The 24,139-nt window shown below is 72.6% G+C and carries 19 protein-coding genes; 9 read left to right on the plus strand and 10 right to left on the minus strand.

The window, feature by feature from the left end:
- The first annotated feature begins 27 nt into the window (after positions 1-27).
- Positions 28-1,386, plus strand: coding sequence for an SWIM zinc finger family protein (locus ACF1G2_RS16375; protein WP_391798905.1), 1,359 nt, complete (start codon positions 28-30; stop codon positions 1,384-1,386).
- Between the two features lie 61 nt (positions 1,387-1,447).
- Positions 1,448-3,061, plus strand: coding sequence for a DUF5691 domain-containing protein (locus ACF1G2_RS16380; RefSeq protein WP_391798906.1), 1,614 nt, complete (start codon positions 1,448-1,450; stop codon positions 3,059-3,061).
- Between the two features lie 322 nt (positions 3,062-3,383).
- Here ACF1G2_RS16380 and ACF1G2_RS16385 read toward each other — a convergent pair whose 3' ends face one another.
- Positions 3,384-3,791 (minus strand): cobalamin B12-binding domain-containing protein, encoded by a 408-nt coding sequence (locus ACF1G2_RS16385; RefSeq protein ID WP_391798907.1) that lies wholly within the window; start codon positions 3,789-3,791, stop codon positions 3,384-3,386.
- A gap of 293 nt (positions 3,792-4,084) precedes the next feature.
- On the opposite strand from ACF1G2_RS16385, the gene ACF1G2_RS16390 reads away from it, so the two are divergent.
- Both ACF1G2_RS16390 and ACF1G2_RS16395 read left to right on the plus strand, forming a co-directional pair.
- On the plus strand, positions 4,085-4,885 hold the full coding sequence (locus tag ACF1G2_RS16390) for an esterase/lipase family protein (protein ID WP_391798908.1): 801 nt from the start codon (positions 4,085-4,087) through the stop codon (positions 4,883-4,885).
- Between the two features lie 255 nt (positions 4,886-5,140).
- Positions 5,141-6,697 carry a M23 family metallopeptidase gene (locus ACF1G2_RS16395; protein WP_391798909.1) on the plus strand — a complete coding sequence of 519 codons (1,557 nt, stop codon included), beginning with the start codon at positions 5,141-5,143 and terminating at the stop codon, positions 6,695-6,697.
- A 66-nt stretch (positions 6,698-6,763) separates the two neighbouring features.
- Here ACF1G2_RS16395 and pcrA read toward each other — a convergent pair whose 3' ends face one another.
- The gene (gene pcrA / locus ACF1G2_RS16400; RefSeq protein WP_391798910.1) at positions 6,764-9,220 is read right to left on the minus strand and encodes a DNA helicase PcrA; all 2,457 of its coding nucleotides are present in this window, start codon (positions 9,218-9,220) and stop codon (positions 6,764-6,766) included.
- Between the two features lie 276 nt (positions 9,221-9,496).
- Between pcrA and ACF1G2_RS16405 the strand changes: the two genes are divergently transcribed.
- Positions 9,497-10,672: an NlpC/P60 family protein gene (locus tag ACF1G2_RS16405; protein ID WP_391798911.1), complete on the plus strand. Its 1,176-nt coding sequence runs from the start codon at positions 9,497-9,499 to the stop codon at positions 10,670-10,672.
- Positions 10,673-10,724: 52 nt separating this feature from the next.
- On the opposite strand, the gene ACF1G2_RS16410 is transcribed toward ACF1G2_RS16405, so the two are convergent.
- Positions 10,725-11,078, minus strand: coding sequence for a hypothetical protein (locus ACF1G2_RS16410; RefSeq protein WP_391798912.1), 354 nt, complete (start codon positions 11,076-11,078; stop codon positions 10,725-10,727).
- A 345-nt stretch (positions 11,079-11,423) separates the two neighbouring features.
- Between ACF1G2_RS16410 and ACF1G2_RS16415 the strand changes: the two genes are divergently transcribed.
- The gene (locus tag ACF1G2_RS16415; RefSeq protein ID WP_391798913.1) at positions 11,424-12,509 is read left to right on the plus strand and encodes an NlpC/P60 family protein; all 1,086 of its coding nucleotides are present in this window, start codon (positions 11,424-11,426) and stop codon (positions 12,507-12,509) included.
- Between the two features lie 52 nt (positions 12,510-12,561).
- Here the strand turns inward: ACF1G2_RS16415 and ACF1G2_RS16420 are convergent, their stop codons facing one another.
- Both ACF1G2_RS16420 and ACF1G2_RS16425 read right to left on the minus strand, forming a co-directional pair.
- Positions 12,562-13,269, minus strand: coding sequence for a LuxR C-terminal-related transcriptional regulator (locus tag ACF1G2_RS16420; RefSeq protein WP_391798914.1), 708 nt, complete (start codon positions 13,267-13,269; stop codon positions 12,562-12,564).
- The gene (locus tag ACF1G2_RS16425; protein WP_391798915.1) at positions 13,266-14,534 is read right to left on the minus strand and encodes a PspC domain-containing protein; all 1,269 of its coding nucleotides are present in this window, start codon (positions 14,532-14,534) and stop codon (positions 13,266-13,268) included. The genes ACF1G2_RS16420 and ACF1G2_RS16425 overlap by 4 nt, the downstream gene beginning before the upstream one ends.
- 171 nt (positions 14,535-14,705) lie before the next feature.
- Between ACF1G2_RS16425 and ACF1G2_RS16430 the strand changes: the two genes are divergently transcribed.
- Together ACF1G2_RS16430 and ACF1G2_RS16435 are read left to right on the plus strand one after the other, a co-directional pair.
- Positions 14,706-16,058 carry a PspC domain-containing protein gene (locus ACF1G2_RS16430; protein WP_391798916.1) on the plus strand — a complete coding sequence of 451 codons (1,353 nt, stop codon included), beginning with the start codon at positions 14,706-14,708 and terminating at the stop codon, positions 16,056-16,058.
- Positions 16,045-16,305: a hypothetical protein gene (locus tag ACF1G2_RS16435; RefSeq protein WP_391798917.1), complete on the plus strand. Its 261-nt coding sequence runs from the start codon at positions 16,045-16,047 to the stop codon at positions 16,303-16,305. Before ACF1G2_RS16430 ends, ACF1G2_RS16435 begins: the two co-directional genes overlap by 14 nt.
- Here ACF1G2_RS16435 and ACF1G2_RS16440 read toward each other — a convergent pair.
- The 4 genes from ACF1G2_RS16440 to guaA all read right to left on the minus strand — a co-directional run bounded on the left by ACF1G2_RS16440 (position 16,215) and on the right by guaA (position 20,939).
- Positions 16,215-16,823: a DoxX family protein gene (locus ACF1G2_RS16440; RefSeq protein ID WP_391798918.1), complete on the minus strand. Its 609-nt coding sequence runs from the start codon at positions 16,821-16,823 to the stop codon at positions 16,215-16,217. The two genes, ACF1G2_RS16435 and ACF1G2_RS16440, sit on opposite strands and share 91 nt — an antisense overlap.
- A 118-nt stretch (positions 16,824-16,941) precedes the next feature.
- Entirely contained in the window at positions 16,942-18,192 is a 1,251-nt protein-coding gene (locus tag ACF1G2_RS16445; RefSeq protein ID WP_391798919.1) for a hypothetical protein, read from the minus strand.
- A gap of 191 nt (positions 18,193-18,383) precedes the next feature.
- Positions 18,384-19,172 (minus strand): class II aldolase/adducin family protein, encoded by a 789-nt coding sequence (locus ACF1G2_RS16450; protein ID WP_391798920.1) that lies wholly within the window; start codon positions 19,170-19,172, stop codon positions 18,384-18,386.
- Positions 19,173-19,337: 165 nt separating this feature from the next.
- A complete protein-coding gene (gene guaA / locus ACF1G2_RS16455; RefSeq protein WP_391798921.1) occupies positions 19,338-20,939 on the minus strand; it encodes a glutamine-hydrolyzing GMP synthase in 1,602 nt (533 codons plus the stop codon).
- 327 nt (positions 20,940-21,266) lie between these two features.
- On the opposite strand from guaA, the gene ACF1G2_RS16460 reads away from it, so the two are divergent.
- Positions 21,267-21,602, plus strand: coding sequence for a chorismate mutase (locus ACF1G2_RS16460; protein ID WP_391798922.1), 336 nt, complete (start codon positions 21,267-21,269; stop codon positions 21,600-21,602).
- A 696-nt stretch (positions 21,603-22,298) separates the two neighbouring features.
- Here ACF1G2_RS16460 and ACF1G2_RS16465 read toward each other — a convergent pair.
- Entirely contained in the window at positions 22,299-24,128 is a 1,830-nt protein-coding gene (locus tag ACF1G2_RS16465; RefSeq protein ID WP_391798923.1) for a GMC oxidoreductase, read from the minus strand.
- Positions 24,129-24,139: the final 11 nt, after the last annotated feature.

A 24,139-nucleotide genomic window follows, 5' to 3' on the forward strand; every position in this document is an offset into this window, starting at 1 on the left:
TCAGTGGGGCCCCCTACCGTCGGGGGCATGAACACACAGGGGGTGCGCTGGACGGCGGATCAGGTGCTGGCACTGGCTCCTGACGACGCCTCGCGCAGAGCGGGGAGCAAGCTCGGCGCGGCCGGGCCCTGGTCGGGTACGGGCAGCGGCGACGGGGCCGTGTGGGGGCTGTGCAAGGGCAGCGGCAGCAAGCCGTACCGGACGGTCGTCGACGCCACGGGCCCGGCGTACAACTGCAGTTGCCCCAGCCGGAAGTTCCCGTGCAAGCACGCGCTGGGGCTGCTCCTGCTCTGGGCGTCGGACACGGCGGCCGTCGCGGACGCCGACGTGCCCGACTGGGCGTCCGGCTGGCTGGAGGGCAGACGCGAGCGCGCCGCCGTCCGCGCGAAGGGCGCGGACGGCGCGCCCCCGGCCGCCCCCGCCGATCCCGCGGCGGCGCGCCGCAGGGCGGAGCGGCGCTCGGCCCGGATCACCTCGGGAGCCGAGGAGTTGGAGCAGCGGCTCGCCGATCTGCTCCGCGGCGGCCTGGCCTCGGCGGAGCAGTCCGGGTACGGCCTGTGGGAGGAGACGGCGGCCCGTATGGTCGACGCCCAGGCGCCGGGACTCGCGGGCCGGGTGCGGGAGTTGGGTGCCATACCGGGCTCGGGCCAGGGCTGGCCGGTCAGGCTGCTCGAGGAGTGCGCCCTGACCCATCTCCTCGACCGGGCCTGGCTCTCCGTGGACCGGCTCCCCGCTCCGCTCGCGGCGACGGTACGGACCCGGGTGGGCCTCACGGCCCCCGCCGAGGGCCCCTCGGTACGGGATCGCTGGCTCGTCCTCGCCCAGTACGACACCGGTGACGGCAAGCTGACGACGCGGCGCATCTGGCTGCACGGCCGCGACACCGGGCGCACGGCGCTGCTGCTCTCCTTCGGAGCGGTCGGGCGCGCGCCCCAACTGGCGCTGCCCGTGGGTGTGGTGATCGACGCCGCGATCGTCCCGCACGCGGGTGCCGGGGCGCTCAGGGCGGAGCTGGGAGAGCGGTTCGCCGCCCCGGCCCCGCTGGACGCCCCGCCCCGCGGCGGCACCGTCGGCGACGCGCTCGCGGCGTACGGCCACGCCCTGCGGGAGGACCCCTGGCTGGATTCCTGGCCGGTGACGCTCTCCGACGTCGTACCGATACCGACGGACCACGGCTGGCAGCTCGCCGACGCGGCCCCGTCCAGGGACGACGGCGCGGCGCTGCCCGTCAGCGCGCCCGCGCTCGGGCGGCCGGGCCTGTGGCGGCTCGCCGCGCTCTCCGGTGGCGGCCCGGTGACCGTCTTCGGCGAGTGCGGGCACCGCGGGTTCACCCCGCTCGCCGCCTGGTCGGCCGACGCTCCCGGCGAGACGGTCCCGCTCCACTGACTCCGCCCGCCCGACTCCGTACGCCCGACTCCGTACGCCCGATGACAGCCTGGAGGCCTCCATGGACGCCTGGGAAGAACTCGTCACCTCGGCGCTGCTCGGCACGGATCGCCGACCGCCGGCGCTCCCCGTGACGGCCGCCAGCGGCGCTCCCGTCGCGCTGCTCGACGCCGCCGCGCTCCACACGGTACGGCGCAGGGCGGGCCTGCGACCCGGGCCCGCCGCCCCGGCACCCGAGCCCGCGCCCGAGGACCACCGCCGCCCTCTGCCCGAGGCCGCCCGCCACCGACTCGGCCAGCTGCTCGCGGGCCGCGCCGCCCCCGCCCCGTCCGGCGGTCGGCGCGGGGCCGCGCCCGACCTCGCCGAGCTGCTCCCCCAGTGGCTCGCCACGGCCAACGAACGCGGTTACAAGGCACCCGCGTCCGCTCTGCCCGCCCTCCTCGACGCCGCCCGCGCCCGTACGGACCTGCGGCCGCAGGCGCTGACCCTCGCCGGGCCGCGCGGGCTCTGGCTGGCCCGGCTCAACCCGGACTGGAAGTTCGCGCTCCGCGGTGCGGGAGGCAGCGCCGCGCTCCCCGACGTCCGGGACCGCGAGGCGGTCGAGGCGCTCTGGGAGGAGGGCCTGTTCGCCGAGCGCGTCGCGCTGCTCACCTCCGTACGGGCCGAGGACCCCGCCGCAGGACTGGCACTGCTGCGCTCCACCTGGACGGCGGAGCGGGCCGAGGACCGGCTGATGTTCCTGGACTCGCTGCGGGCCGGACTCTCCGGCACGGACGAGGGGTTCCTGGAGGAGGCCCTGTCCGACCGCAGCCGTAACGTGCGGTCCACCGCCGCCGAGCTGCTCTCCGCCCTGCCCGAATCGGCCCTCGCCGACCGGATGGCGGGCCGCGCGTCGTCCTGCGTCTCCCTGGACCGTACGGACGGGCCCGCGAGGATCGCCGTCGAGGCGCCGCACGAGTGCGACGCCGGGATGCAGCGGGACGGAGTCGTCGCCGTCCCTCCGGCGGGCCGGGGCGAGCGGTCCTGGTGGCTGGGCCGGATCGTGGAGTCGGCGCCGCTGTCCTGCTGGCCGGATCGGTTCAAAGGGCGCACCCCCGAGGAGATCGTCGCGCTGCCGGTCACGGACGACTGGGAGGGCGAGCTGCACGCCGCGTGGTGCCGTGCCGCCGTCCGCCAGCGGGACGCCGACTGGTCCCGGGCGCTGCTCGGCGCACCCTCCGCCCCGCCGGCGACCGGTCCGGGCACGTCGTCCCTGGCGGAGCGGGCGAAGCTGCTCTCGATACTCCCGCACGAGGAGCGGGCCCGCTGGGTCGCCTCGTTCATAGCGGCCCACGGCCTGTCGGAGGCCTTCCAGCTCCTCGGGGTCTGCACGGTGCCCTGGTCGGATCCGCTGGGCGGGGCGGTGATCGACGCCCTGGACATCGCGCGGGACGCGGGCAGCTACCCCTGGAGCTTCAGCGGGGTGATGGGGCTCGCCGAACGCTGCCTCTCGCCCGGAGCTGCCGACCAGCTGGAGTCGCTGACCGCCCTGACGACGGACCCGGAGGACGCCTCCCCGGGAGCCGGGGGGTACTGGTCGGAGGCGTTCCAGCGCCTGGTGTCGACGCTCCGCCTGCGCGCGCAGATGCAGAGGGAACTCACGGAGCCGGCGGATCCGGCAACCCCACCGGGGTAACCGCCTAGGCAGTGCGGCCCGGCGGGCACGGAGGGCGCGGGATTGAGCCGTTCGAGTGAATGCCCGTCACAGTCCCGGCCGCCGGGAGCACCCCGGCGCGGAGGCGCCACGACGCCGGCCGGGCAGCACGGCGTGACGGTGCGGGGCGCGGCTCGTGGGCCGTGGCACGCCGCCCGACGTCACGGGGCCAGGCAGGACGGCGCGCGGCGGCGGCAGGCACCGGGCGGCCCGGGGGGGGCGCCGGGCGGCCGGGGGGCGCCGGCGCCCCGTGCGGACCGGTGCCGACTCGTCCCCGCCCTGCCCCGTACCTGCCCCGCAGGGCTTACGCGGCGACGCGGACGTTCGCGTTGACCCACTCCACGATGGACGCCGTGGTCGCCCCCGGGGTGAAGATCTCCGCCACGCCCTTGTCCTTCAGCGGCGCGATGTCGGCCTCGGGGATGATGCCGCCGCCGAAGACCTTGATGTCCTCCGCGTCGCGCTCCTTCAGAAGCTCCAGGACCTTCACGAACAGCGTGTTGTGCGCGCCCGAGAGGATCGACAGGCCGATCGCGTCGGCGTCCTCCTGGATCGCCGTGTCCACGATCTGCTCCGGCGTCTGGTGCAGTCCCGTGTAGATGACCTCCATGCCGGCGTCGCGCAGCGCCCGCGCGATCACCTTGGCCCCGCGATCGTGGCCGTCGAGACCCGGCTTGGCCACCACCACGCGGATCGGACCGGTCACACCCATCACTGCCTCCACATGCGACCCCCGCGCTTCATTGCCGGGGAGGTGAACGAACGTTATCGCCAGCATCCCGCACGGCGCTGTTTCGCGGTGGGCACCGAGGGGGAAATCACACGGTGGGACATTGTTCGCCTGCGCCGGACCCCCGGGCCCTCCTCCTGGGCCCACCAGCCGCAAGGGTCGTGCGCAAGGGAGCCGCAACGGGGTAGCCGTACTTCCGGGCCGTCAGCCGGCGGCCCGGACGTACGGCTCACCGGACTACCGTTCGGCGCCCGCGTGCCGCTCGGAGGTAGCCGATGGAGCTCACCAGGCTCACCAAGGTCACCACAGCACTGAAGGCCAACGCCCTCGAGCTGGCGATCCTCACCGGCCATCTGCTCCTCTACCCCTCCGGCATCGTCTCCGAGCGCCCCGAAGTCGCCGCCGACACCGCGCCGGGGACCGGGGCCGGGGCCGGGCGTCCCGTCGTCCTCCTCCACGGCTTCGTGGACAACCGCAGCGTCTTCGTCCTGCTGCGCCGCGCCCTGGCCCGGCATGGTCGTCACCCCGTCGAGTCGCTCAACTACTCTCCGCTCACCTGCGACCTGCGTGCCGCCGCCGAGCTGCTCGGCCGCCATGTCGAAGAGGTCTGCGCCCGCACCGGCCGGTCCGAGGTCGACCTCGTCGGGCACAGCCTGGGCGGCCTGATCGCCCGTTATTACGTACAGCGCCTGGGCGGTGACGCGCGGGTGCGGACGCTGGTCATGCTCGGTACCCCGCACGCCGGTACCACCGCCATCGCCTGGGTCGGCGCCCATCCCCTGATCCGCCAGATGCGGCCCGGCTCCGAGGTGCTGCGGGAGCTCGCCGAGCCGGCGCCGGGATGCCGGACGCGCTGCGTCAGCTTCTGGAGCGACCTGGACCAGGTGATGGTGCCGGTGGAGACGGCCCGCCTCGACCACCCGGATCTGCGCGTGCACAACGTTCAGGTCAGCGGCATCGGCCATCTCGCCCTGCCGGTGCATCCGACCGTCGCGGCGGGGATCTGCGAGGCGCTGGACGTCGACGAGCCCGGCGCCACACCGGAGGCCGAGCCGGGGGCCGCCTCCGTCGCCTGAGCCGGTACGGATTCAGGGGATCTGACGACCCGCCAGAAAGCATCTGTTCTTCGAACGTTCCTCGAACACAAGCCAAAGCTCTTCCCCGAGGCCGCCGAAACACGGCCGATTGCCCGTTTCCTGTGGAACCAAAACCCTCGGAAGATTGTCGGTCGCGTATACCGCCGGGTACAGTCGCGCCACTGCTTAACCCCGGGACACCCCTCGACGGGCCCGCCCCGGACTGGTCCTGCCGCCGAGGCGAGAGAGAAGTTGGTGAACGACCAGCACCCCCACGCCGGGTACGTCGGAGACGACGCCCACAGCACCGGCGGCTTCGCCACGGACCCGCTCTTCGGCGCCCTTCCGGGCGGCTACGACGCCGGTCACAGCGGCCAGTACGACACCACGCAGTGGAGCGGCAGCCACCAGTGGGAGTCCGGCGCCTATGGGGCGACGGGCCAGTACGACACCACCGGGCAGTACGACACCACCGGGCAGTACGCCACGACGGGTCAGTACGACACGACCGGCCAGTACGACACCGGCGCGCAGTACGACACCACCGGTCAGTGGGACGCCTCCGCCTGGACCGAGGCCCAGCAGACGGGTCAGTACGAGACCGCGCACTTCGCCTCGTACGACACCACCGGTCAGTGGACGACCCCCGCGTTCGAGACGGGTACGTACGACGCCACGGCCTGGAACTACGCCACGGCGCAGCAGGACGTCCTGGTCGCGGACCCCGTCGTCCCCCAGCAGTACACCCCCGAGTACGAGTTCGCCCCCGCGCCCGAGGCGCAGGCCGAGCAGCCCGACGCGTACGAGGCGCCGTACGAAGCGCCCCACGAGGACACGTACCGACAGGCCTACGAGGAGCCGTACGAGCAGCCCCGTGAGGAGCCGTCGTACGAGGAGTCGCACGAAGGCGACTACACCTACGCGTACGACTACGAGGCCGCCGCGGAGTCCGAGGAACCGGCCGCCGAGTTCCCCGAGGAGTCCCCGGCCGAGGCGGAACCCGCCCCCGCCGTCGCGACCGCAACGGCCGGCCGCCCAGTGCGCCGCTCCTCCGGCGGCAGCCGGGGCCGGCGCCGTACGCCCGCCAAGCGCTCCGCGCTTCTGACCGTCGCCGTCCCCTCCGCCTGTGTGATGGGCGTCGCCGGGATCGCCGCCGCCTCCGTCGGCGGGCTCGCGGACGCGGGTGCCGACACGAAGGACGACACGACGGCGCTCGCCGCCGCCGACCCCGCCTCGGTCAAGCCGGTCGCCGCCAACAACAAGCTGGACACCCAGCTCGCGGCGCTCAGCGCCGACGCCCGCGACTTCGGCGACCGCGCCAGCCGCACCCAGGAGCGCATCGACCTCAAGGCGCGCCAGGACGCGGAGAAGAAGAAGCGCGAGGAGGAGGCCGCCCGCAAGGAGGCGATGCGTCCCAAGTTCGCGCTGCCGGTGAAGCTGCACCAGCTCAGCGCGAGCTACGGACAGGCCGGCGTCAACTGGATGTCCGTGCACACCGGCATCGACTTCCCCGTCCAGTACGGCACGAAGGTGATGGCCGCGACCGACGGCACGGTCCGCACCCAGTGGAACAGCGCCTACGGCAACATGGCGATCGTGACCGCCCCGGACGGCACCGAGACCTGGTACTGCCACCTGAGCAGCACCAAGATCCGCTCGGGCAAGGTCAAGGCCGGCGACGTCATCGCGTACTCGGGCAACTCGGGCAACTCCACCGGCCCGCACCTCCACTTCGAGGTCCGTCCGGGCGGCGGCGCCGCGATCGACCCCGAGGCGTGGCTGCGCAGCCACGGTCTCAACCCGACCGGCTGACACATCCGCAGAACCATGGGAGAGGGCCCCGGCCGAAGCCGGGGCCCTCTCCCATGTGCCGTCGTCCTACAGCTTCTCGACCGGCGCGTACCGCAGCAGCAGCCGCTTGGGCTTCTCGTCGCCGAAGTCGATCGTCGCCTGCGCGTCGGCGCCCGCACCCGTCACCTGCATGACCGTGCCGAGGCCGAACTGGTCGTGCGTGACCCGGTCGCCGACCTGGAGCGTGATCACCGGCTTGTCGCTGGTCCGCCGGGTCGCGAAGCCCGAGGGGCCGGAGCGCGCGCGGGAGGAGGAGAGCGAGGAGGTGATCCCCGAGGTCGGCCCGGCGGGCTTGACCATGGGACCGGTCCGCTTCCACTCCAGATACGACGCCGGGATCTCCTCCAGGAAGCGCGAGGCCGGGTTGTACGAGGGCTGGCCCCAGGCGCTGCGCATCGAGGAGCGCGTCAGGTACAGCCGCTCGCGGGCGCGGGTGATGCCCACGTACGCCAGCCGCCGCTCCTCCTCCAGCTCCTTGGTCTGGCCGAGCGCGCGCATGTGCGGGAAGACGCCGTCCTCCATGCCGGTCAGGAACACCACGGGGAATTCGAGGCCCTTGGCGGTGTGCAGCGTCATCAGCGTGATGACGCCCGACCCCTCCTCGTCCTCGTCGGGGATCTGGTCGGAGTCGGCGACGAGCGCGACCTTCTCCAGGAACTCGGCCAGGGTGCCGGTCTCCTCCTCGCCGCGCTCCTGCTCGAACTCCAGCGCCACGGCGGCCAGTTCCTGGAGGTTCTCGATACGGGTCTCGTCCTGCGGGTCGGTGGAGGCCTGCAGCTCGGCGAGGTACCCGGTCCGCTCCAGGACGGCTTCGAGGACGACGGCCGGGCCGGCGCCGGAGTCGACGACCGTACGGAGCTCCTCCATGAGGGCGTTGAAGCGCTTGACCGCGTTCGCGGACCGCGCCGCCATGCCGTACGCCTCGTCGACCCGCTTCAGCGCCTGGGGGAAGGTGATCTTCTCCCGGAGTGAGAGGGCGTCGATCATCGCCTCGGCGCGCTCGCCGATGCCGCGCTTGGGCACGTTCAGAATGCGGCGCAGCGGCACGTTGTCCTCGGGGTTGGCGAGGACGCGCAGGTAGGCGAGGACGTCGCGGACCTCCTTGCGCTCGTAGAAGCGCACGCCGCCGACGACCTTGTAGGGCAGGCCGACGCGGATGAAGATCTCCTCGAAGACCCGGGACTGGGCGTTGGTCCGGTAGAAGACGGCGACGTCCCCGGCCTTGGCGTCGCCCGCGTCCGTGAGCCGGTCGATCTCGTCGGCGACGAACTGGGCCTCGTCGTGCTCGGTGTCGGCGACGTAGCCGGTGATCTGCGCGCCCGCGCCCGCGTTGGTCCACAGGTTCTTGGGACGGCGGGACTCGTTGCGCTCGATGACGGCGTTGGCGGCGGAGAGGATCGTCTGCGTGGAGCGGTAGTTCTGCTCCAGCAGGATCGTCGTCGCGTTCGGGTAGTCCTCCTCGAACTGGAGGATGTTGCGGATGGTCGCGCCGCGGAAGGCGTAGATCGACTGGTCCGCGTCACCGACGACGCACAGCTCGGCCGGGTCCAGGTCCTCGTAGCCGGTGCCGACCAGCTCCCGCACGAGGGTGTACTGGGCGTGGTTGGTGTCCTGGTACTCGTCGACGAGGACGTGGCGGAAGCGGCGGCGGTAGTGCTCGGCGACGTCCGGGAACGCCTGGAGCAGATGGACCGTCGTCATGATGATGTCGTCGAAGTCCAGGGCGTTGGCCTCGCGCAGCCGTGCCTGGTACATCCGGTACGCCTCGGCGAGCGTCTTCTCGAAGCCGTCGACGGCCTGGTCGGCGAAGGTCTCCTCGTCGATCAGCTCGTTCTTCAGGTTCGAGATCTTGGCGCTGAAGGACTTCGGCGGGAACTTCTTCGGGTCGAGGTCCAGGTCACGGCAGACCAGGGACATCAGGCGCTTGGAGTCGGCGGCGTCGTAGATCGAGAAGGAGGACGTGAAGCCGAGCTTCTTGCTCTCCCGGCGCAGGATGCGGACGCATGCGCTGTGGAACGTCATGACCCACATGGCGTTGGCGCGCGGGCCGACGAGGTGCTCGACGCGCTCCTTCATCTCGCCCGCGGCCTTGTTGGTGAAGGTGATCGCCAGTATCTGGCCGGGGTGGACGTGCCGGGTGCCCAGCAGGTGGGCGATGCGGTGGGTGAGCACCCGGGTCTTGCCGGAGCCGGCGCCCGCGACGATGAGCAGCGGGGTGTCGGTGTGGACGACGGCGGCGCGCTGCTGTTCGTTCAGCCCGTCCAGGAGCGCGGCGGCGTCCACGACGGGGCGGGCGGCTCCGTCGCGGTAGTACGCGTCCCGGGCCGGCGGCGCGTCGAAGCGCCCCCCGAAGAGGTCGTGCGGGACCTCCTCCGCGGCCGGGGCGCCGTGCACGTGGTGCTCGTCCTCGGGCGGGGGCGGAGGCTCCTCCGGGGAGTGGTTCTGGAGGCTCGCCAGGAAGCTGTCGTCAAAGAGGCTGCTCATCGCCTAACGAGTCTAGGCCGCCGCACCGACAGCCCGCCCCACCTCCCGAAGTGAGAGGGAGATTACGGAACGTGACGATCCACTTTAGGTCACGGAAAAGTATCGGGCATATCGAACATCGGCCTTCACAGCACCCTCACCGGTTGGCTAGCGTGCTCGCCCAGGCAGCCCGTCCGCTCCGACGGCGAAACGCGCCGAGCGGGCCGCTCACGCCGAAGCCGGCCCTGCCCCGCGGCAGTTGACGCCGGTCGTTCCCCTCGGCGGCCACGGAAGGAGATGCCGGTCTTGGCGTCCCATCGCAAGCCGCGCACCACCCGATCGCACTCCCCCGCCGTCGGGGTCACGACGGCGGCACTCGCCGGGGTCACGCTGCTGACCACGCAGAGTGCCCAGGCGTCACCCGCCGCCCCGGCCAAGCCGACGGTGGAGGAGATCCAGAAGAAGGTCGACGACCTCTACCGGCAGGCCGGTACGGCGACGCAGGAGTACAACCGCGCCAAGGAGGCCACCGACCAGCAGCGCCGCAAGGTCGACGGGCTTCTGGACGACGTGGCCAAGCGGACGGACGAGATCAACGAGTCACGGCGGGCGCTCGGCTCGTACGCGGCGGCGCAGTACCGGGCGGGGGCCGTGGGCCCGACCGCCGCGCTGATCTTCGCGGACAGCCCGCAGTCGTACTTCGACCAGTCCCACCTCATGGACCGGCTCACCGAGCGCGAGCGCAGCGCGGTGTCGGAGTACGAGAGCAAGCGGGTCGCCGCGGCGAAGCAGCGCGCGAAGGCGACGAAGAGCCTGGAGACCCTGACCGAGTCGCAGGCGACACTCCGTACGACCAAGCAGACCGTCCAGCGGAAGCTGGGCGAGGCGCGGACGCTGCTGGCCCGGCTGACGGCCGAGGAGAAGGCGCGGCTCGCGGAGCTGGAGCGCAAGCGGGAGGCCGAGGCACAGCGCAAGGCGGAGGCACGGGCCAAGGCGGAGGCCGCGGCCAGGGCCGAGGCGGAGGAGGCCGAGCGGCGCCGGCAGGAGGAGGCGGCGAAGGAGCAGCGGCCGACCACGCCGGCGCCCGGTGGATCGACCGGCGGATCGGGCGACTCGACGTACGCGGCGAAGGCGGAGAAGGCGCTGGCCTTCGCCCGCGCCCAGATCGGCAAGCCGTACGTGTGGGGCGCGACCGGCCCCAGCTCGTACGACTGCTCGGGGCTCACCCAGGCGGCCTGGCGGGCCGCGGGCGTCGACCTGCCCCGTACCACCTGGGACCAGGTGGAGGTGGGCACCCGGGTCGCCACGGCCGATCTGCTCCCCGGGGACCTCGTCTTCTTCTACGACGACATCAGCCACGTCGGTCTCTACATCGGCGGCGGCAAGATGATCCACGCGCCGAAGCCGGGCGCGAACGTCCGTGAGGAGTCGATCTACTACATGCCGATCTACGGCAGCGTCCGCCCGGCCTGAGCCGGATCTCGCGGGCCCGGCGCCGTCGGGCCCGGTGGCCCGGCCGGCTCCGTCAGGTCCAGAGGGTCGCGATGAAGATGTTCGCGACCGTCAGGCCGCCGACGGCGGCGAAGAGGCCCTTGTCGACCGTCTCCTCGTCCCGCTTCACGTACACGAGGGCGAGGATGACGACGAGCACCGCCGTCTTGATGCCGATCTTCACGTTGTTGACGCTCTGGTCGTCCGCCTGATTGAGGCCGACCAGGGCGATGCCGGTCACCAGCATGGTGAGCGCGCCGTGGAGCATGGCGGGCGTGAAGCGGGCCGTACCCGCGCCCATCGCCTTCATCTGGGTGAGGAACCCGCCGAGCAGCGAGGCGATTCCGATGATGTGCAGGGCGACGAAGACATTGATGAGTACGTCCATGGGGCGGAGCCTAACCGGGCACATAGCACCCCCGTTCGGCCGGGTACAGCTTGTCCGGCCCTTCGGTCATGCCCGCGCCTGAATGCGGCGCCCACCCGTCGCCGCGGCCGGAGCGGAACGGTCCCGAAGGGACAACTGGCGCCAATAGCGGTCAAGGCCACGCCGCCCCGTGACGGGCAGGTTTAGCGTCCTCCCCCAGGTGGCCGGCTCCCCACCACCGCCGGTCCTCCGGCGGCAGCCGGCCGCCCCCGCCGAGAATCCGGCGGTGGGCCGTCTCCCCTGTGCGGTCCATCGCCGGACCCGGTGGGCAACGACCCCCACAGGGAGAGGATGTGACCCGCCCTCGTGGCAGCGCACCGGAAGCCCAGGAACTCGTCCCTCGGTGGCCAGGCGGCACGCACCGCCGCCACGCTCGCCCTCGCCTCCGCGGCGACGGCGACCGTCTTCGAGGGCTCCGGGCACGCCGAGCCCCGGCTCACCCCCGCGCAGGTCAAGGCCAAGGTCGACCGGCTGTACCAGGAGGCCGAGGTGGCCACCGAGAGCTACAACGGCGCGAAGGAGAAGGCGGACGCGGCGCGGGACGCCCTCGACCGGCTGCGGGACGAGGCCGCGCGGAGGACCGCCCGGCTCAACACCGCACGCGACGGGCTCGGTTCCGTCGCCACCGCGCAGTACCGCTCCGGGGGCCTCGACCCCGCAGTGCAGCTCGCGCTCACCTCCGACCCGGAGCAGTATCTGGAGCGTGCCGCGCTGGCCGAGAAGGCCGGTCAGCGGCAGGCGGCGACCGTCACCTCGGTACGGCGGGAGCTGGCCGGGATCAGGCAGCTGAAGGCCGAGGCGGACGAGCGGCTGACGCAGCTGCGCGGGCACGAGGCTGATCTGCGGCGCCAGAAGGCGGCGGTACAGGGAAAGCTCGGGGAGGCGCGCTCGCTGCTGGCCCGGCTGACCGCCGAGGAGCGGGCGCGGTACGAGGCGGCGGCGTCCGGGGCGGGACGGGGTGACGCCGACGGGTCCTCCACGGGTACGACGGGGAGCCGGGCCGACCGGGCCTCGGGGATCCGCGGTCCGGTCACGGCGCCCAGCAGCCGTGCCGCGCAGGCGATCTCCTTCGCCCGGGCCCAGCTCGGCAAGCCGTACGTGTGGGGCGCGACGGGCCCGTCGGCCTACGACTGCTCCGGACTGACGCAGGCCGCCTGGCGCTCGGCGGGGGTGGCGCTGCCCCGGACGACGTACACGCAGATCAACGCGGGGCAGCGGGTCTCCCGATCCGAACTGGCCCCGGGCGACCTGGTCTTCTTCTACTCGGGGATCAGCCATGTCGGGCTCTACATCGGCGGCGGCCAGATGATCCACGCGCCCCGGCCGGGCGCGCCGGTGCGGGTCGCGCCGATCGACGAGATGCCCTTCGCGGGAGCGACCCGCGTCTCGTGACGCCCGCGACTCGTGAGGCCGTCGGCCCGCTCGGCTCGGGCCCCGCTCGGGCTCAGACCAGCCGGCGGGCCGTCGCCCAGCGGGTCAGCTCGTGCCGGTTGGACAGCTGGAGCTTGCGCAGCACCGCGGAGACGTGCGACTCGACCGTCTTCACCGAGATGTAGAGCTGCTTGGCGATCTCCTTGTAGGCGTACCCCCGGGCGATCAGCCGCAGGACCTCGCGCTCGCGCTGGGTGAGCCGGTCGAGGTCCTCGTCTACCGGCGGGGCGTCGGTGGAGGCGAAGGCGTCGAGCACGAAGCCCGCGAGCCGGGGGGAGAACACGGCGTCGCCCTCCTGGACCCGGAAGATCGAGTCGACCAGGTCGGTGCCCGTGATCGTCTTGGTGACGTAGCCCCGGGCGCCGCCCCGGATCACCCCGATCACGTCCTCGGCCGCGTCCGAGACCGAGAGGGCCAGGAACCGCACCGGGTTCTCGGGCGCCGTCATCAGGCTGGCGCAGCGGCGCAGCACCTCCACCCCGCCGCCGCCCGGCAGGTGCACGTCGAGCAGGACGACCTCGGGGCGGGTCGCGGTGATCACCGTGACCGCCTGGTCGACGTCGGCGGCCTCCCCGACCACCTCGACGCCGGTGACGTCGGTCCGGCCGATCTCGGCCTGCACCCCCGTGCGGAACATCCGGTGGTCGTCGACGAGCACGACCCGCACCCGACGCTCCGTGGTCGGTGCCGCCGTCGTCCCGGTCCCGGTCTCGTCGCTCATCCGTCCGCCCTCTCCATCTCAAGCTCCACTTCGGTGCCCCCGCCCGGCACGGACCGCAGCCGGGCCGAACCGCCGTTGCGCTGCATCCGGCCGATGATCGATTCTCGTACGCCCATCCGGTCGTCGGGCACCGCGTCGAGGTCGAAGCCGGGGCCGCGGTCCCGCACGGAGACGAACACCGTACGGCCCTCGACCTCCGCGTAGACCTGCACCGCCCCTCCCTCGCCACCGTACTTGGCGGCGTTGACCATCGCCTCGCGCGCGGCCTGCATCTGCGCCACCAGCTTCTCGTCGAGCGGGCAGTCCCCCACGACCACGACCTCCAGCGGGACGCCGTGCTTGTCCTCGACCTCGGCGGCTGCCCGCTTCACCGCCTCGGCGAGCGTCTCGGGCTCCTCGCTCTCGTCCTTGCCGGTGCCCTCCGGCCTGTACAGCCAGTTCCGCAGCTCCCGCTCCTGCGCGCGGGCCAGTCGGCGCACCTCGCCCGGCTCGTCCGCGTTGCGCTGTATCAGCGTGAGCGTGTGCAGGACGGAGTCGTGGACATGGGCCGCGACCTCGGCGCGCTCCTGCGCGCGGATCCTCATGGTCCGCTCCTCGGAGAGGTCCTGCGACATCCGCACCAGCCACGGCCCGGCGAGCAGCGCTATGCCGGTGAGCACGGCTATCGCGGCGGTGAGCGCCGTGCCCAGCTGGGCCGCGGAGCCCCGGACCACCATGAAGACCGTGAGCCCCATGCCGACGAGGGCGACTCCCGCGAAGCCGCGGGCGAGCTGGAGGGTGCGCCGGCGGCGGCCCGGCTCGGTCCAGCTCTCGCGGCGGGCGTTGTCCGCCTGCCGCCAGACGAGGACGACACCGACGCCGATGAGGAGCGTGGGCCAGACATAGCGGTCCGTCCGGTTGCCCCAGTCGATGTTGCCCGCGAAGACGGCGGCGCCGATCGCCAGCGCGATCAGGGCGAAGGCCTGGCCCCGGTCGGGCTTGCGCAGCCGGCGTCTGCCGTCCGCGGTGGTCTCGAAGACGGGACGGGGCGTGCTCCGGCCGCCGACACCGAGCGGGACGACGATCCAGAACACCGCGTACAGCAGAGCACCCAGGCCGTCCGCGAGGAGAAGGACCAGGAACAGGACGCGGACCCAGACCACGGGCAGTCCGAGATGTCCCGCGAGGCCGCGCGCGACACCGCCGAGCCACCGTCCGTCGGCGCTCCGGTAGAGCTTGCGCACGGGCGGTTCGTCGGTCTCGGTGACATGGGCGGCTGCGGGCATGCACCGATCGTCACACGTGCAGCCGGGCCGGTACATCAGGGTCGACCCCTGAGATCGCCCCTAGGAGGCGGCCCCCGGGACGTTCTCAGGGTGGACCGCCTCCGGAATATCAGGGTCGGGCCAGGGTCGGCCCCGGTGCCGCGGCGGGGCGGCGGCCGTCACCATGGACGCATGACGAGTTCGACGCCTTCTTCGCACGAGGCCCCGCCGCCGGCGGAGGCTTCCGCCGCCGCGCCCCTGCGCCGCTCGCGGCAGCACCGGGTCGTGGCCGGTGTGTGCGGTGGCCTCGGCCGGCACTTCGACCTCGATCCGGTGATCTTCCGTATCGCGATCGGCGTACTGTCCGTGACCGGCGGCTTCGGGCTGATCTTCTACGGCTTTGCGTGGCTGCTCGTCCCGCTCGCGGGCGAGGAGGAGAACGAGGGCCGCAGACTGCTCGCGGGCCGGGTCGACGGCACCGCGCTCGTGGCCGTGCTGATGGCCCTGGTGGGGTGCGGTGCCCTGCTGTCGATGCTGCGCAACGGCGGGACGCTCGCGTTCGCGGTGATGCTGTCGATAGCGGTGTGCGGCGCGGCGGTCTGGTCGCAGCGGCGCGCGCAGGTCACCACGGGCGAGGCCGAGGGCCGCATGGACGCGGCGACGGCGGCCGCGGTCGCGGAGGCGCCGCCCGAGACGAAGGCGCCGCCACTCGTGGAGTTCCCCTCGTGGTGGAAGGACCCGATCGTGAAGGACGGCTCGACGGGCAAGGTCGCCATCGGCTACCTCTGGGGGCCGCACGGCGTAGGGCCCGACGGCCGCCTCCCGAACGGGGAGATCCCGGTGCCCGGCACCCAGTGGGGTTCGGACGACCCGGAGTACGGGCGGCGGCCCGAGGCGGCGGCCGTCCGGCGCGGGCCGCGCTCCATCGGCGGCCTGGTCTTCCTCCTCGCGCTGCTCGCGGGCGGCCTCGGGACGGGGCTGTCCTGGGAGACGCATCCGTTCGGCACGAGCCTGCAGATCGGTCTGGTCGCCGCCCTGGCGGTGTTCGGCCTCGGTCTGGTGGCCAGCAGCTTCCTCGGCCGGACCGGGTTCGGCACGATCTTCCTGACGGTGGTCACGGCGGGCCTGCTCGCGGTGGCGGCCGCGCTGCCGAAGGAGATCTCCACGGAGTGGGCGCGGACGACCTGGAGACCGGCGTCGGTCGCCGCCGTGGAGACCCGGTACGAACTGGGCACCGGCGTCGGGACGCTCGATCTGTCACGGCTCGCGGTCCCGGCGGGCACGACCGTCGGCACGGAGGCCGAGGTCGGCGCGGGCAGGCTGGAGGTGATCGTGCCGAAGAACGTCACGGTGAAGCTGCGGGCCCAGGTGGGCCTGGGCGATGTGCAGCTGCCGCAGCAGCGCCCCGAGGACATCGACATCGCGCCCGACCGCGACGAGCGCCGGACGCTGCCCCCCGTCGAAGGCACCACGCCCGGCGGAACGGTCGACCTCTCCCTGGAGGTCGGTCTCGGACAGGTGGAGGTCATCCGTGCTGCTTCATGAGTTCCGGCCCGGCCGCCTGATCGCCGGCGCGACCGCGATCGCCCTCGCCGTCCTCTACGCGGGGGACGCCGCGGACGCCTGGGAGACGCCCTGGTACGAGGTGATCCCGGTGCTCTTCGGGGGCCTGGGCCTGGCCGCGCTGGCGACCTGGGTGGCCTACCGGGTGCGCCGTCGTTCGGCGAGGACGGCGTCGAGCGAGAGGTACGCGGCCCCGGCGAGCACGAGCGGGAGCCAGGACATGAGATAGGCGAGGTCGTTGCCGTAGTAGTACGGGTCGACCTGCCAGCTGACCGTCAGCCAGAGGCTCAGGGAGATCAGCGCTCCGCCGAGCGCGGCCACCCGGGCGAAGAGGCCCACCAGGGTGCCGATGCCGACGGCCAGTTCGCCGAAGGCGATGGCGTACCCGAAGCCGACGGGGCTCTTGAGCGCCAGGTCGACGAGGGCGGGGATGGCCGAGGTGTCCCGGACGCCGCGCATCATCTCGCCGATGGAGCCGGTGCCGGTGTCGGACATGAAGGCGGAGTCGGTGAGCTTGTCGAGCCCGGCGTAGACGAAGGTGACGCCGAGGAAGATACGCAGCGGCAGCAGCGCGTAGTGCGAGGCGGCGGCCTTCCACGCGGTGAGCCCGCCGGACCGGCCAGGACCGGTGGAGCCGCCGTGACCTCCGCGCCCGCCATGACCGCCGTGGCTCCGATGACCGCCGTTCGGCGTTCCGTACGAACCGTTCGAGCGCGACGGCCCCGTGGGGCCGGAAGCCCCGGGCACCCCTGACGTTCCATTGCCGTGCTGTGCCATCGTCGGCCTGCCTCTCCACGCCACTGTCCGCGGAATCGATTGTCCCCGGACCCCCTCCCCGTGGATACGTGGAGGAGACGCGGAAGGTTCAGTCGACGACGTCGATCGTGACCCGGTTGGTCTCCACGCCGGAGGCCGTCACCACCGACACCTCGACCCGCCCGGGCTCCACGTCGACCGGGAGCGGAACGGTCAGGACGGTGTCCGTGGGGTTGGCGAAGCCGCCCGGGACGGGTACCAGGGGAACGTGCGCGTGGACGGAGCCGACGCGCACGACCAATCGGGTCAACGGGTCCGGTCCCGCGGCCCCGGCCGGGACGAAACCGGCCCCCCGGATCTCGATGTCGTCACCGGTGCGGATCGCGGCGTCCAGGTCGCCCGCCTCGCGGGACCGGACGACGGAGAGGATCGCGGGCCGGCCGCCCGCGGTGCACGTGGCCGCGAGGTATCCGGCCGCCGCCACGGCGACGAGGAGCACGAGGGACCACGGCACCTCGGGCAGCCGGTCGGGGTCGCGCCCGAGCCGTACGGCGGCGGAGACGAGGACGGCGGCGGAGACGAGGACGTGGGCGATGTCGGTGAGGCTGCCCCGGCCGTCGTCGTCGCAGAGCAGGTCGGCGGCGCGGGGCCGGTCGGCGCGGACCTTCTGCAGCCGCTGCCCCACGACGCGGGCCCACACGATCCGGCGGGCGGCGACGGCCACGGCCGCCGTGAGCGCGAAGACGGTGAGCAGTCCGGCGCCCCGGCCGATGCCGAGACCGACCCGGTCGGCGCCGGTGACCAGACGGAGCGTGAGGAACAGGACGGTGTAGACGGCGAAGAGCAGCCAGCCGGCGGCCACCGAGCGAGAGGTGGAGAGCCGGTTGTCCTCCCCGATCAGTGGAGCGAGGACGCCGCCGCGCTCCCGGTGGGCGTGGGCGGCGAAGGTCAGCGGGACGGCGAGGACGAGCGCGGCGAGGAGTCCCGCCGTACGCGGACCCGTCCAGCCCGTGCCGACGGCCGTGAGGGCCTGTCCGAGGAGCAGGGCGAGCACCCCGCCCCAGACGGCGCCGAGCGTGGCGTACCGGACCCGGCGCAGCCAGGCTTCGTCCGCGGCACGGCCCCGCGCCGCGACCGCGCGGGCGGACTGGGCGAGGGCGTCGGAGACCCACTGCCGCGAGGCGCCCGGCGAATGGGCGACGGCCGCGGGCACGCCCTGGCCGGCCGCCAGCTCGTCGCGCCGGGCGAGGAAGGCGGCTACCGCTCGCCGGTGACCCGCGCGCCCGCCCCCCGCGCATCCCGCGTGGTCACCGCACTGTCTCGCGTGGTCACCGCACTGTCTCGCCTCTTGCACCGCCACGGCGCCCACTTCCCGATCTCTCCGTCAACTGACCTTTGAATAATGGGAATTGTGTCGCACCGAAGAGCCTCCGGGTCGCTCCGTGCGCCCCGCGCAAGAGTGATTGAACCGTCATCACATTGACGTAAGGGCAGCTAAAGACAGCGGAGGGCGGTATCGGGGACGGTCCTGACGACGGTCGAGGCGGCCTTCTACGACAGCAGTTCGGGCTCGGCGCGGCTGATTCTGCGCCACAGCGGCTGGTAGTTGATCCAGGCGGCCAGGTCGGTGCCGAGCAGCTCACGGGTGGCGATCGCGTCCTTGTGCCCGATCGGCACGGGCTTCCCCGCGGCCCGCGCGGTCAGCTGCACCCGGGCGCACCGCTCCATGGCGATGAACCACCAGGCGGCCGCGTCGACCGAGGTCCCGACGGTCAGCAGGCCGTGGTTGCGGAGCACGATCGCCTTGTACGGCCCGAGCGCGGTGGCGATCCGCCGCCCCTCCTCGGGATCGACGGCGACACCGGTGTACGCGTCGTAGAGCGCGTGGTCCTGGTAGAAGCCGCAGGCCTCCTGGGTGATCGGCTCGATCAGGTCACCGAGCGCGGCCAGCGCACGCCCGTGGACGGAGTGGCTGTGCGCGACGGCGACGACGTCCGGCCGGGCCCGGTGCACCTGGGCGTGGACGGCGAAGGCCGCCTGGTTCACCGGTGCGGCGCCCCGCACGACCTGCCCGTCCCCGTTGACCAGGACGAGGTCGCTCGCGGTCAGCTCGGCGAAGGGCGCGCCGAAGGGGTTCACCCAGTAGCAGTCGGCGTGTTCGGGGTCCCGGGCGGTCACATGACCGGAGACCCCTTCCTCGTACCCGAACTGTCCGAAGAGTCTGAGCGCGCCCGCGAGTCTCCGCTTGCGGTGCGTCCGCTCCTCCTCGACGGTCCCGTGGACGGGCGGCATCGCGACATGGAGCTGATCGACGGGTACGGGTGCCGGTGTCTCGCTCATGCGCGGGAAGGTAACGCCGGGCCGTACAACTGACCAGAGAGATCACACGACGAAGACGCCCGACACGACGAAACCGCCGCCCCCGGTCGGCGGGGGCGGCGGTCTCACACGTACGCGGGGTCACCCGTACGCGGGGTCAGACCCGTACGGGTGCGACGGGAGGTACTACTCCCACTCGATGGTGCCCGGCGGCTTGCTCGTCACGTCGAGCACCACACGGTTCACATCGGCGACCTCGTTGGTGATCCGGGTCGAGATCCGCGCCAGGACGTCGTACGGCATGCGGGTCCAGTCCGCCGTCATGGCGTCCTCGGAGGAGACCGGACGCAGGACGATCGGGTGACCGTACGTCCGGCCGTCGCCCTGCACGCCCACGGAGCGCACATCGGCGAGCAGCACGACCGGGCACTGCCAGATCTCACGGTCGAGACCGGCGGCCGTCAGCTCCTCGCGGGCGATGGCGTCGGCCTCGCGCAGCAGGTCCAGGCGCTCCTTGGTGACCTCGCCGACGATACGGATGCCGAGGCCGGGGCCCGGGAACGGCTGCCGCTGGACGATCTCCTCCGGCAGGCCCAGCTCCTGGCCGACCATGCGGACCTCGTCCTTGAAGAGCTGGCGCAGCGGCTCGACGAGCTCGAACTCCAGGTCCTCGGGGAGGCCGCCCACGTTGTGGTGGGACTTGATGTTCGCGGTGCCGGTGCCGCCGCCGGACTCGACGATGTCCGGGTAGAGCGTGCCCTGGACGAGGAACGCGACATCCTCGCCGGCGCCCGCCGACTCGGCGACGATCTCGGCCTGCGCCTGCTCGAAGACACGGATGAACTCGCGCCCGATGATCTTCCGCTTCTCCTCGGGGTCGGAGACCCCGGCGAGCGCGGAGAGGAACCGCGCCTGTGCGTCGACGACCTTCAGCTGGACGCCGGTCGCGGCGACGAAGTCCTTCTCGACCTGCTCGGTCTCGTCCTTGCGCATCAGACCGTGGTCGACGTAGACGCAGGTGAGCTGCGAGCCGATGGCCTTCTGCACGAGCGCGGCGGCCACGGCGGAGTCGACGCCGCCGGAGAGGCCGCAGATGGCGCGCTTGGTGCCGACCTGCTCGCGGATGGCCGCGACCTGCTCGTCGATGACGTTGCCGGTGGTCCAGGTCGGCTCGATGCCGGCGCCCCGGTAGAGGAAGTGCTCCAGGATCTGCTGGCCGTGGGTGGAGTGCAGCACCTCGGGGTGGTACTGGACGCCGTAGAGCTTCTTCTCGTCGTTCTCGAAAGCGGCGACCGGCACGACGTCCGTGGAGGCGGTGACGGAGAAGCCCTCGGGAGCGGCGGAGCAGGCGTCGCCGTGCGACATCCATACGGACTGCTCGGTCGGGGTGCCCTCGAAGAGGGTCGATCCGGCCTTGGAGACGTGCAGCGGGGTACGGCCGTACTCGCGGGCGCCCGTGTTGTCGACGGTGCCACCGAGGGTGGTCGCCATCAGCTGGAAGCCGTAGCACATGCCGAAGACCGGGACACCGGCCTCGAAGAGGGCGCGGTCGAGGCGCGGGGCGCCCTCCGCGTAGACGGAGGACGGGCCGCCGGAGAGGATGATCGCCTTCGGCTTCTTGGCCAGCATCTCGGCCACCGGCATGGTGGACGGGACGATCTCGCTGTAGACCCGCGCCTCACGGACGCGTCGGGCGATGAGCTGGGCGTACTGGGCGCCGAAGTCGACAACGAGGACTACGTCCGGGTTGGTGACGTCGGGCGCGGCAGCGGGAGTCGCTGATGACACTACGGCGGCCTTCCGGCGGTAGGGAGGGGTTCCCCCGAGGGGGCTATTTGTCGATTCTACCGGCGCGCCGGGCTGGCTTTTCGTCTCACCATCCGAACCCGGGTTGTCCCGGTCACGGCGGAGGGGTCCATACTGTCCGCATGCGCAAGCTCACGACCTTCGTCTTTACCTATGGCACCGGCCCGTCCGGCTGCCATGGTCGTGCTGCTTGAGCAACTGACAAGCGACTTTCCAGGCGCCCCGGGCCGACAAGGCCCGGGGCGCTCTGTCGTTTCCGGGCCCTGCCGCTCCGGGGCGCCGCACCCGACACCACGAGGAGCCCCACCCATGACCGCAGTGACGCAGACCGCACCGGCCAGGACCGCTGTGCCGCCGACCGCCGTGCCCAGGACCGAGAAGACCGGCGCCCGCACCGACGAGGCCGCCGTGCTCATCGGCGACGCGCGGGAGCGGATCGACGCGCTCGACGACCGGATCATCGGTCTGATCCAGGAACGGATGGCCGTGTCGGCCGTGATCCAGGAGGCCAGGATCGGCTCGGGCGGCCGCCGGGTGAACCTGGCGCGCGAGATGGAGGTCCTCGGCCACTACAGGGACGCGCTGGGCAAGCCGGGCACGGCGCTGGCGATGACGATGCTGGAGCTCTGCCGGGGCCGCATCTGACCCCCCACCCCCTCCGGCGCGGGCTTCTCCGGTGCAGTACCGCCCGCGGGGTGCCTCCCGCGGGCGGGGTGACGGACCTGAGTTCGGGCCCGCTCTCACCCGTACGGCGCGTGACCGCCTCCCGGACCCCTTCGTTGGTCCCGGTGTCCGTGCCAGCCAGGGGCGGGCCCGAAAAAACCACGCGTGGCTTCGCTGGGGCGTGTGACGTACCGCAAGTACGTCGTGGGACCTCGCCCCAGCGCGCGTGACCGGACGGCAGGGGACAGCAGCCCGGTCACCCAGAAAGGGCGGTCGGCCCCGGGGACGCCCGGGGCCGACCGCAACCGGTCCAGACGGATGCGTCGGCATCCGTCCAGCACGAACACCCACCCTCCCGTCCCTCCACCCCACGCCATCCCTCGCGGCGCGACCCCCGGGCGCCGCGCTCCCCCCGGCACCGCCGCCGCCCCGACACCGGTGCCGAACACCAAGGGCCCCGTGCCGCGACCGGAATCGCGCCACGGGGCCCTTGCGCTGCCCGGGAACGGCACCCTCCGGCGAGAGTGACGCGCGTCACACGAAGAATCCGCTGATCGGCTACAACCAATCCCTCAGGCCACAGGTCATGTATGCAGCACCACCCAGAAGCTGGAGAGGCGCTGCACTCGGAGGGGGGTGCAGCGCCTCTTCCATGTCCGGAACGGAGTCGGGAGCCGGCTACGCCTTCTTCGGCGGGACCGCCGGCATCCCCAGGAACGGCAGCTTCAACGCGCCGAAGGCGTCCGCCGGGACCGTCGGGGACTTCGGGGCGACGGCCGCGACGCGGACGTACGCCTCACCCTGGCCGGGGCGCGGGTCCTCCTCGCCCTTGTTCGGCCAGAGGGACATCGCCCGCTCCGCCTGCGCCGTGATCGTCAGCGAGGGGTTGACGCCGAGGTTGGCGGAGACCGCGGCGCCGTCGACGACCGAGATGCCCGGGTGCCCGAAGAGCCGGTGGTACGGGTCGATGACGCCGGACTCGGCGTCCGCGCCGATCGGGCAGCCGCCCAGGAAGTGGGCGGTGAGCGGGGTGCCCATCAGCTCGCCGATGTTGGAGCCGGCGAAGCCGTTGATCTCCTCGGCGAGCAGGGACGCGGCCCGGGTCGCCTCGGGGATCTGGTTCGGGTTCGGCGCGCCGTGCCCCTGGCGGGCCGTGAGCAGGCCCTTTCCGACGCCGCCCGGCTTGCGGTACGTCGTCAGCGAGTTGTCGAGGGACTGCATGACGAGGCCGATGATCGTCCGCTCCGACCAGCGGCGGTTGGAGAGCGCGCGGAGGGCGAGGGTGGGGTGCTTGACCATCTCCAGGAGCCAGTTCCGCACCCGGTGGGCGCCGTAGGGCACCTGCAGGACGGTCATGCCGCCCATGGCGTTGGAGCCCTTGCCGTAGCGGACCGGCTCGATGTGGGTGTTCTCGTCCGGGTGGATCGAGGAGGTGATCGCGACGCCGCGGGTGAAGTCGACCTTCTCCGCGCCGTGCTTCCTGCGATAGCGCCGGTCGGTGGTCTGCGAGCCGACCAGCGCCTCCGAGTTGGTACGGGTCAGCTCGCCGAGCCGGGCCGAGATGCGGGGCAGCAGCCCGGTGTCCTTCATCCGGTGCAGCAGGGTCTGCGTCCCGTACGTGCCGGCCGCGACGACGACCCGCGGCGCCGTGAAGGTCCGGCCCCTGCCCTTCTTCTTGTCGTCCGTCGGCAGCGTCTTGACCGCGTATCCGCCGCGCGAGTCCTCGGTGAGCGCGACGACCGAGGTCATGGGGTGGACGACGGCACCGGCCTTCTCGGCGAGGTAGAGGTAGTTCTCGTTGAGGGTGTTCTTGGCGCCGTGGCGGCAGCCCGTCATGCACTCCCCGCACTCGGTGCACGCCGTGCGCGAGGGCCCGACGCCGCCGAAGTACGGGTCGGCGACCTCCGCGCCCGGCTTCGCGCGCGACGTACCCTCCCCGTCCTCGCCTGCGGCGTCCTTCCCGTCGCCGAAGAACACCCCGACCGGCGCCATGTGGAAGGTGTCCCCGATGCCCATGGCCTGAGCGGTCGCCTTGAGGTGGACGTCCGAGGGGGTCATGGTCGGGTTGAGCCGTACGCCCAGCATCCGCTTGGCCTGGTCGTAGTACGGGGCCAGCTCCTCCTGCCAGTCCGTGATGTCCTTCCACTGCGGGTCCTGGAAGAACGGCGTGGGCGGTACGTAGAGGGTGTTGGCGTAGTTGAGCGAGCCGCCGCCCACCCCCGCGCCCGCCAGCACCATCACGTTGCCCAGCAGGTGGATGCGCTGGATGCCGTAGAGGCCGAGGGCCGGGGCCCAGAGGAAGTTCTTCAGGTCCCAGGAGTTCCGGGGCAGGTCGGTACGGGCGAAGCGGCGGCCCGCTTCCAGGACGCCGACCCGGTAGCCCTTCTCGGTGAGGCGCAGGGCCGTGACCGAGCCGCCGAACCCGGAGCCGACGACGATGACGTCGTAGTCGTACGCCGCGTCCAGGTCGTCCTCGTCCTGAATCTGGGCAGGGGGTACCGCGGTCATGGCTCTCCTCG

It is taken from the genome of Streptomyces sp. NPDC013457, from assembly GCF_043089925.1.
GTDB lineage: Bacteria > Actinomycetota > Actinomycetes > Streptomycetales > Streptomycetaceae > Streptomyces.

What these genes read in the sequence shown, in the direction of transcription:
- ACF1G2_RS16375 (WP_391798905.1), top strand. Translation starts at nt 28, where the DNA reads ATGAACACACAGGGGGTGCGCTGGACGGCGGATCAGGTGCTGGCACTG.
- ACF1G2_RS16380 (WP_391798906.1), top strand. Translation starts at nt 1,448, where the DNA reads ATGGACGCCTGGGAAGAACTCGTCACCTCGGCGCTGCTCGGCACGGAT.
- ACF1G2_RS16385 (WP_391798907.1), bottom strand. Translation starts at nt 3,791, where the DNA reads ATGGGTGTGACCGGTCCGATCCGCGTGGTGGTGGCCAAGCCGGGTCTC.
- ACF1G2_RS16390 (WP_391798908.1), top strand. Translation starts at nt 4,085, where the DNA reads ATGGAGCTCACCAGGCTCACCAAGGTCACCACAGCACTGAAGGCCAAC.
- pcrA (WP_391798910.1), bottom strand. Translation starts at nt 9,220, where the DNA reads ATGAGCAGCCTCTTTGACGACAGCTTCCTGGCGAGCCTCCAGAACCAC.
- ACF1G2_RS16405 (WP_391798911.1), top strand. Translation starts at nt 9,497, where the DNA reads ATGCCGGTCTTGGCGTCCCATCGCAAGCCGCGCACCACCCGATCGCAC.
- ACF1G2_RS16410 (WP_391798912.1), bottom strand. Translation starts at nt 11,078, where the DNA reads ATGGACGTACTCATCAATGTCTTCGTCGCCCTGCACATCATCGGAATC.
- ACF1G2_RS16420 (WP_391798914.1), bottom strand. Translation starts at nt 13,269, where the DNA reads ATGAGCGACGAGACCGGGACCGGGACGACGGCGGCACCGACCACGGAG.
- ACF1G2_RS16425 (WP_391798915.1), bottom strand. Translation starts at nt 14,534, where the DNA reads ATGCCCGCAGCCGCCCATGTCACCGAGACCGACGAACCGCCCGTGCGC.
- ACF1G2_RS16430 (WP_391798916.1), top strand. Translation starts at nt 14,706, where the DNA reads ATGACGAGTTCGACGCCTTCTTCGCACGAGGCCCCGCCGCCGGCGGAG.
- ACF1G2_RS16450 (WP_391798920.1), bottom strand. Translation starts at nt 19,172, where the DNA reads ATGAGCGAGACACCGGCACCCGTACCCGTCGATCAGCTCCATGTCGCG.
- ACF1G2_RS16460 (WP_391798922.1), top strand. Translation starts at nt 21,267, where the DNA reads ATGACCGCAGTGACGCAGACCGCACCGGCCAGGACCGCTGTGCCGCCG.
- ACF1G2_RS16465 (WP_391798923.1), bottom strand. Translation starts at nt 24,128, where the DNA reads ATGACCGCGGTACCCCCTGCCCAGATTCAGGACGAGGACGACCTGGAC.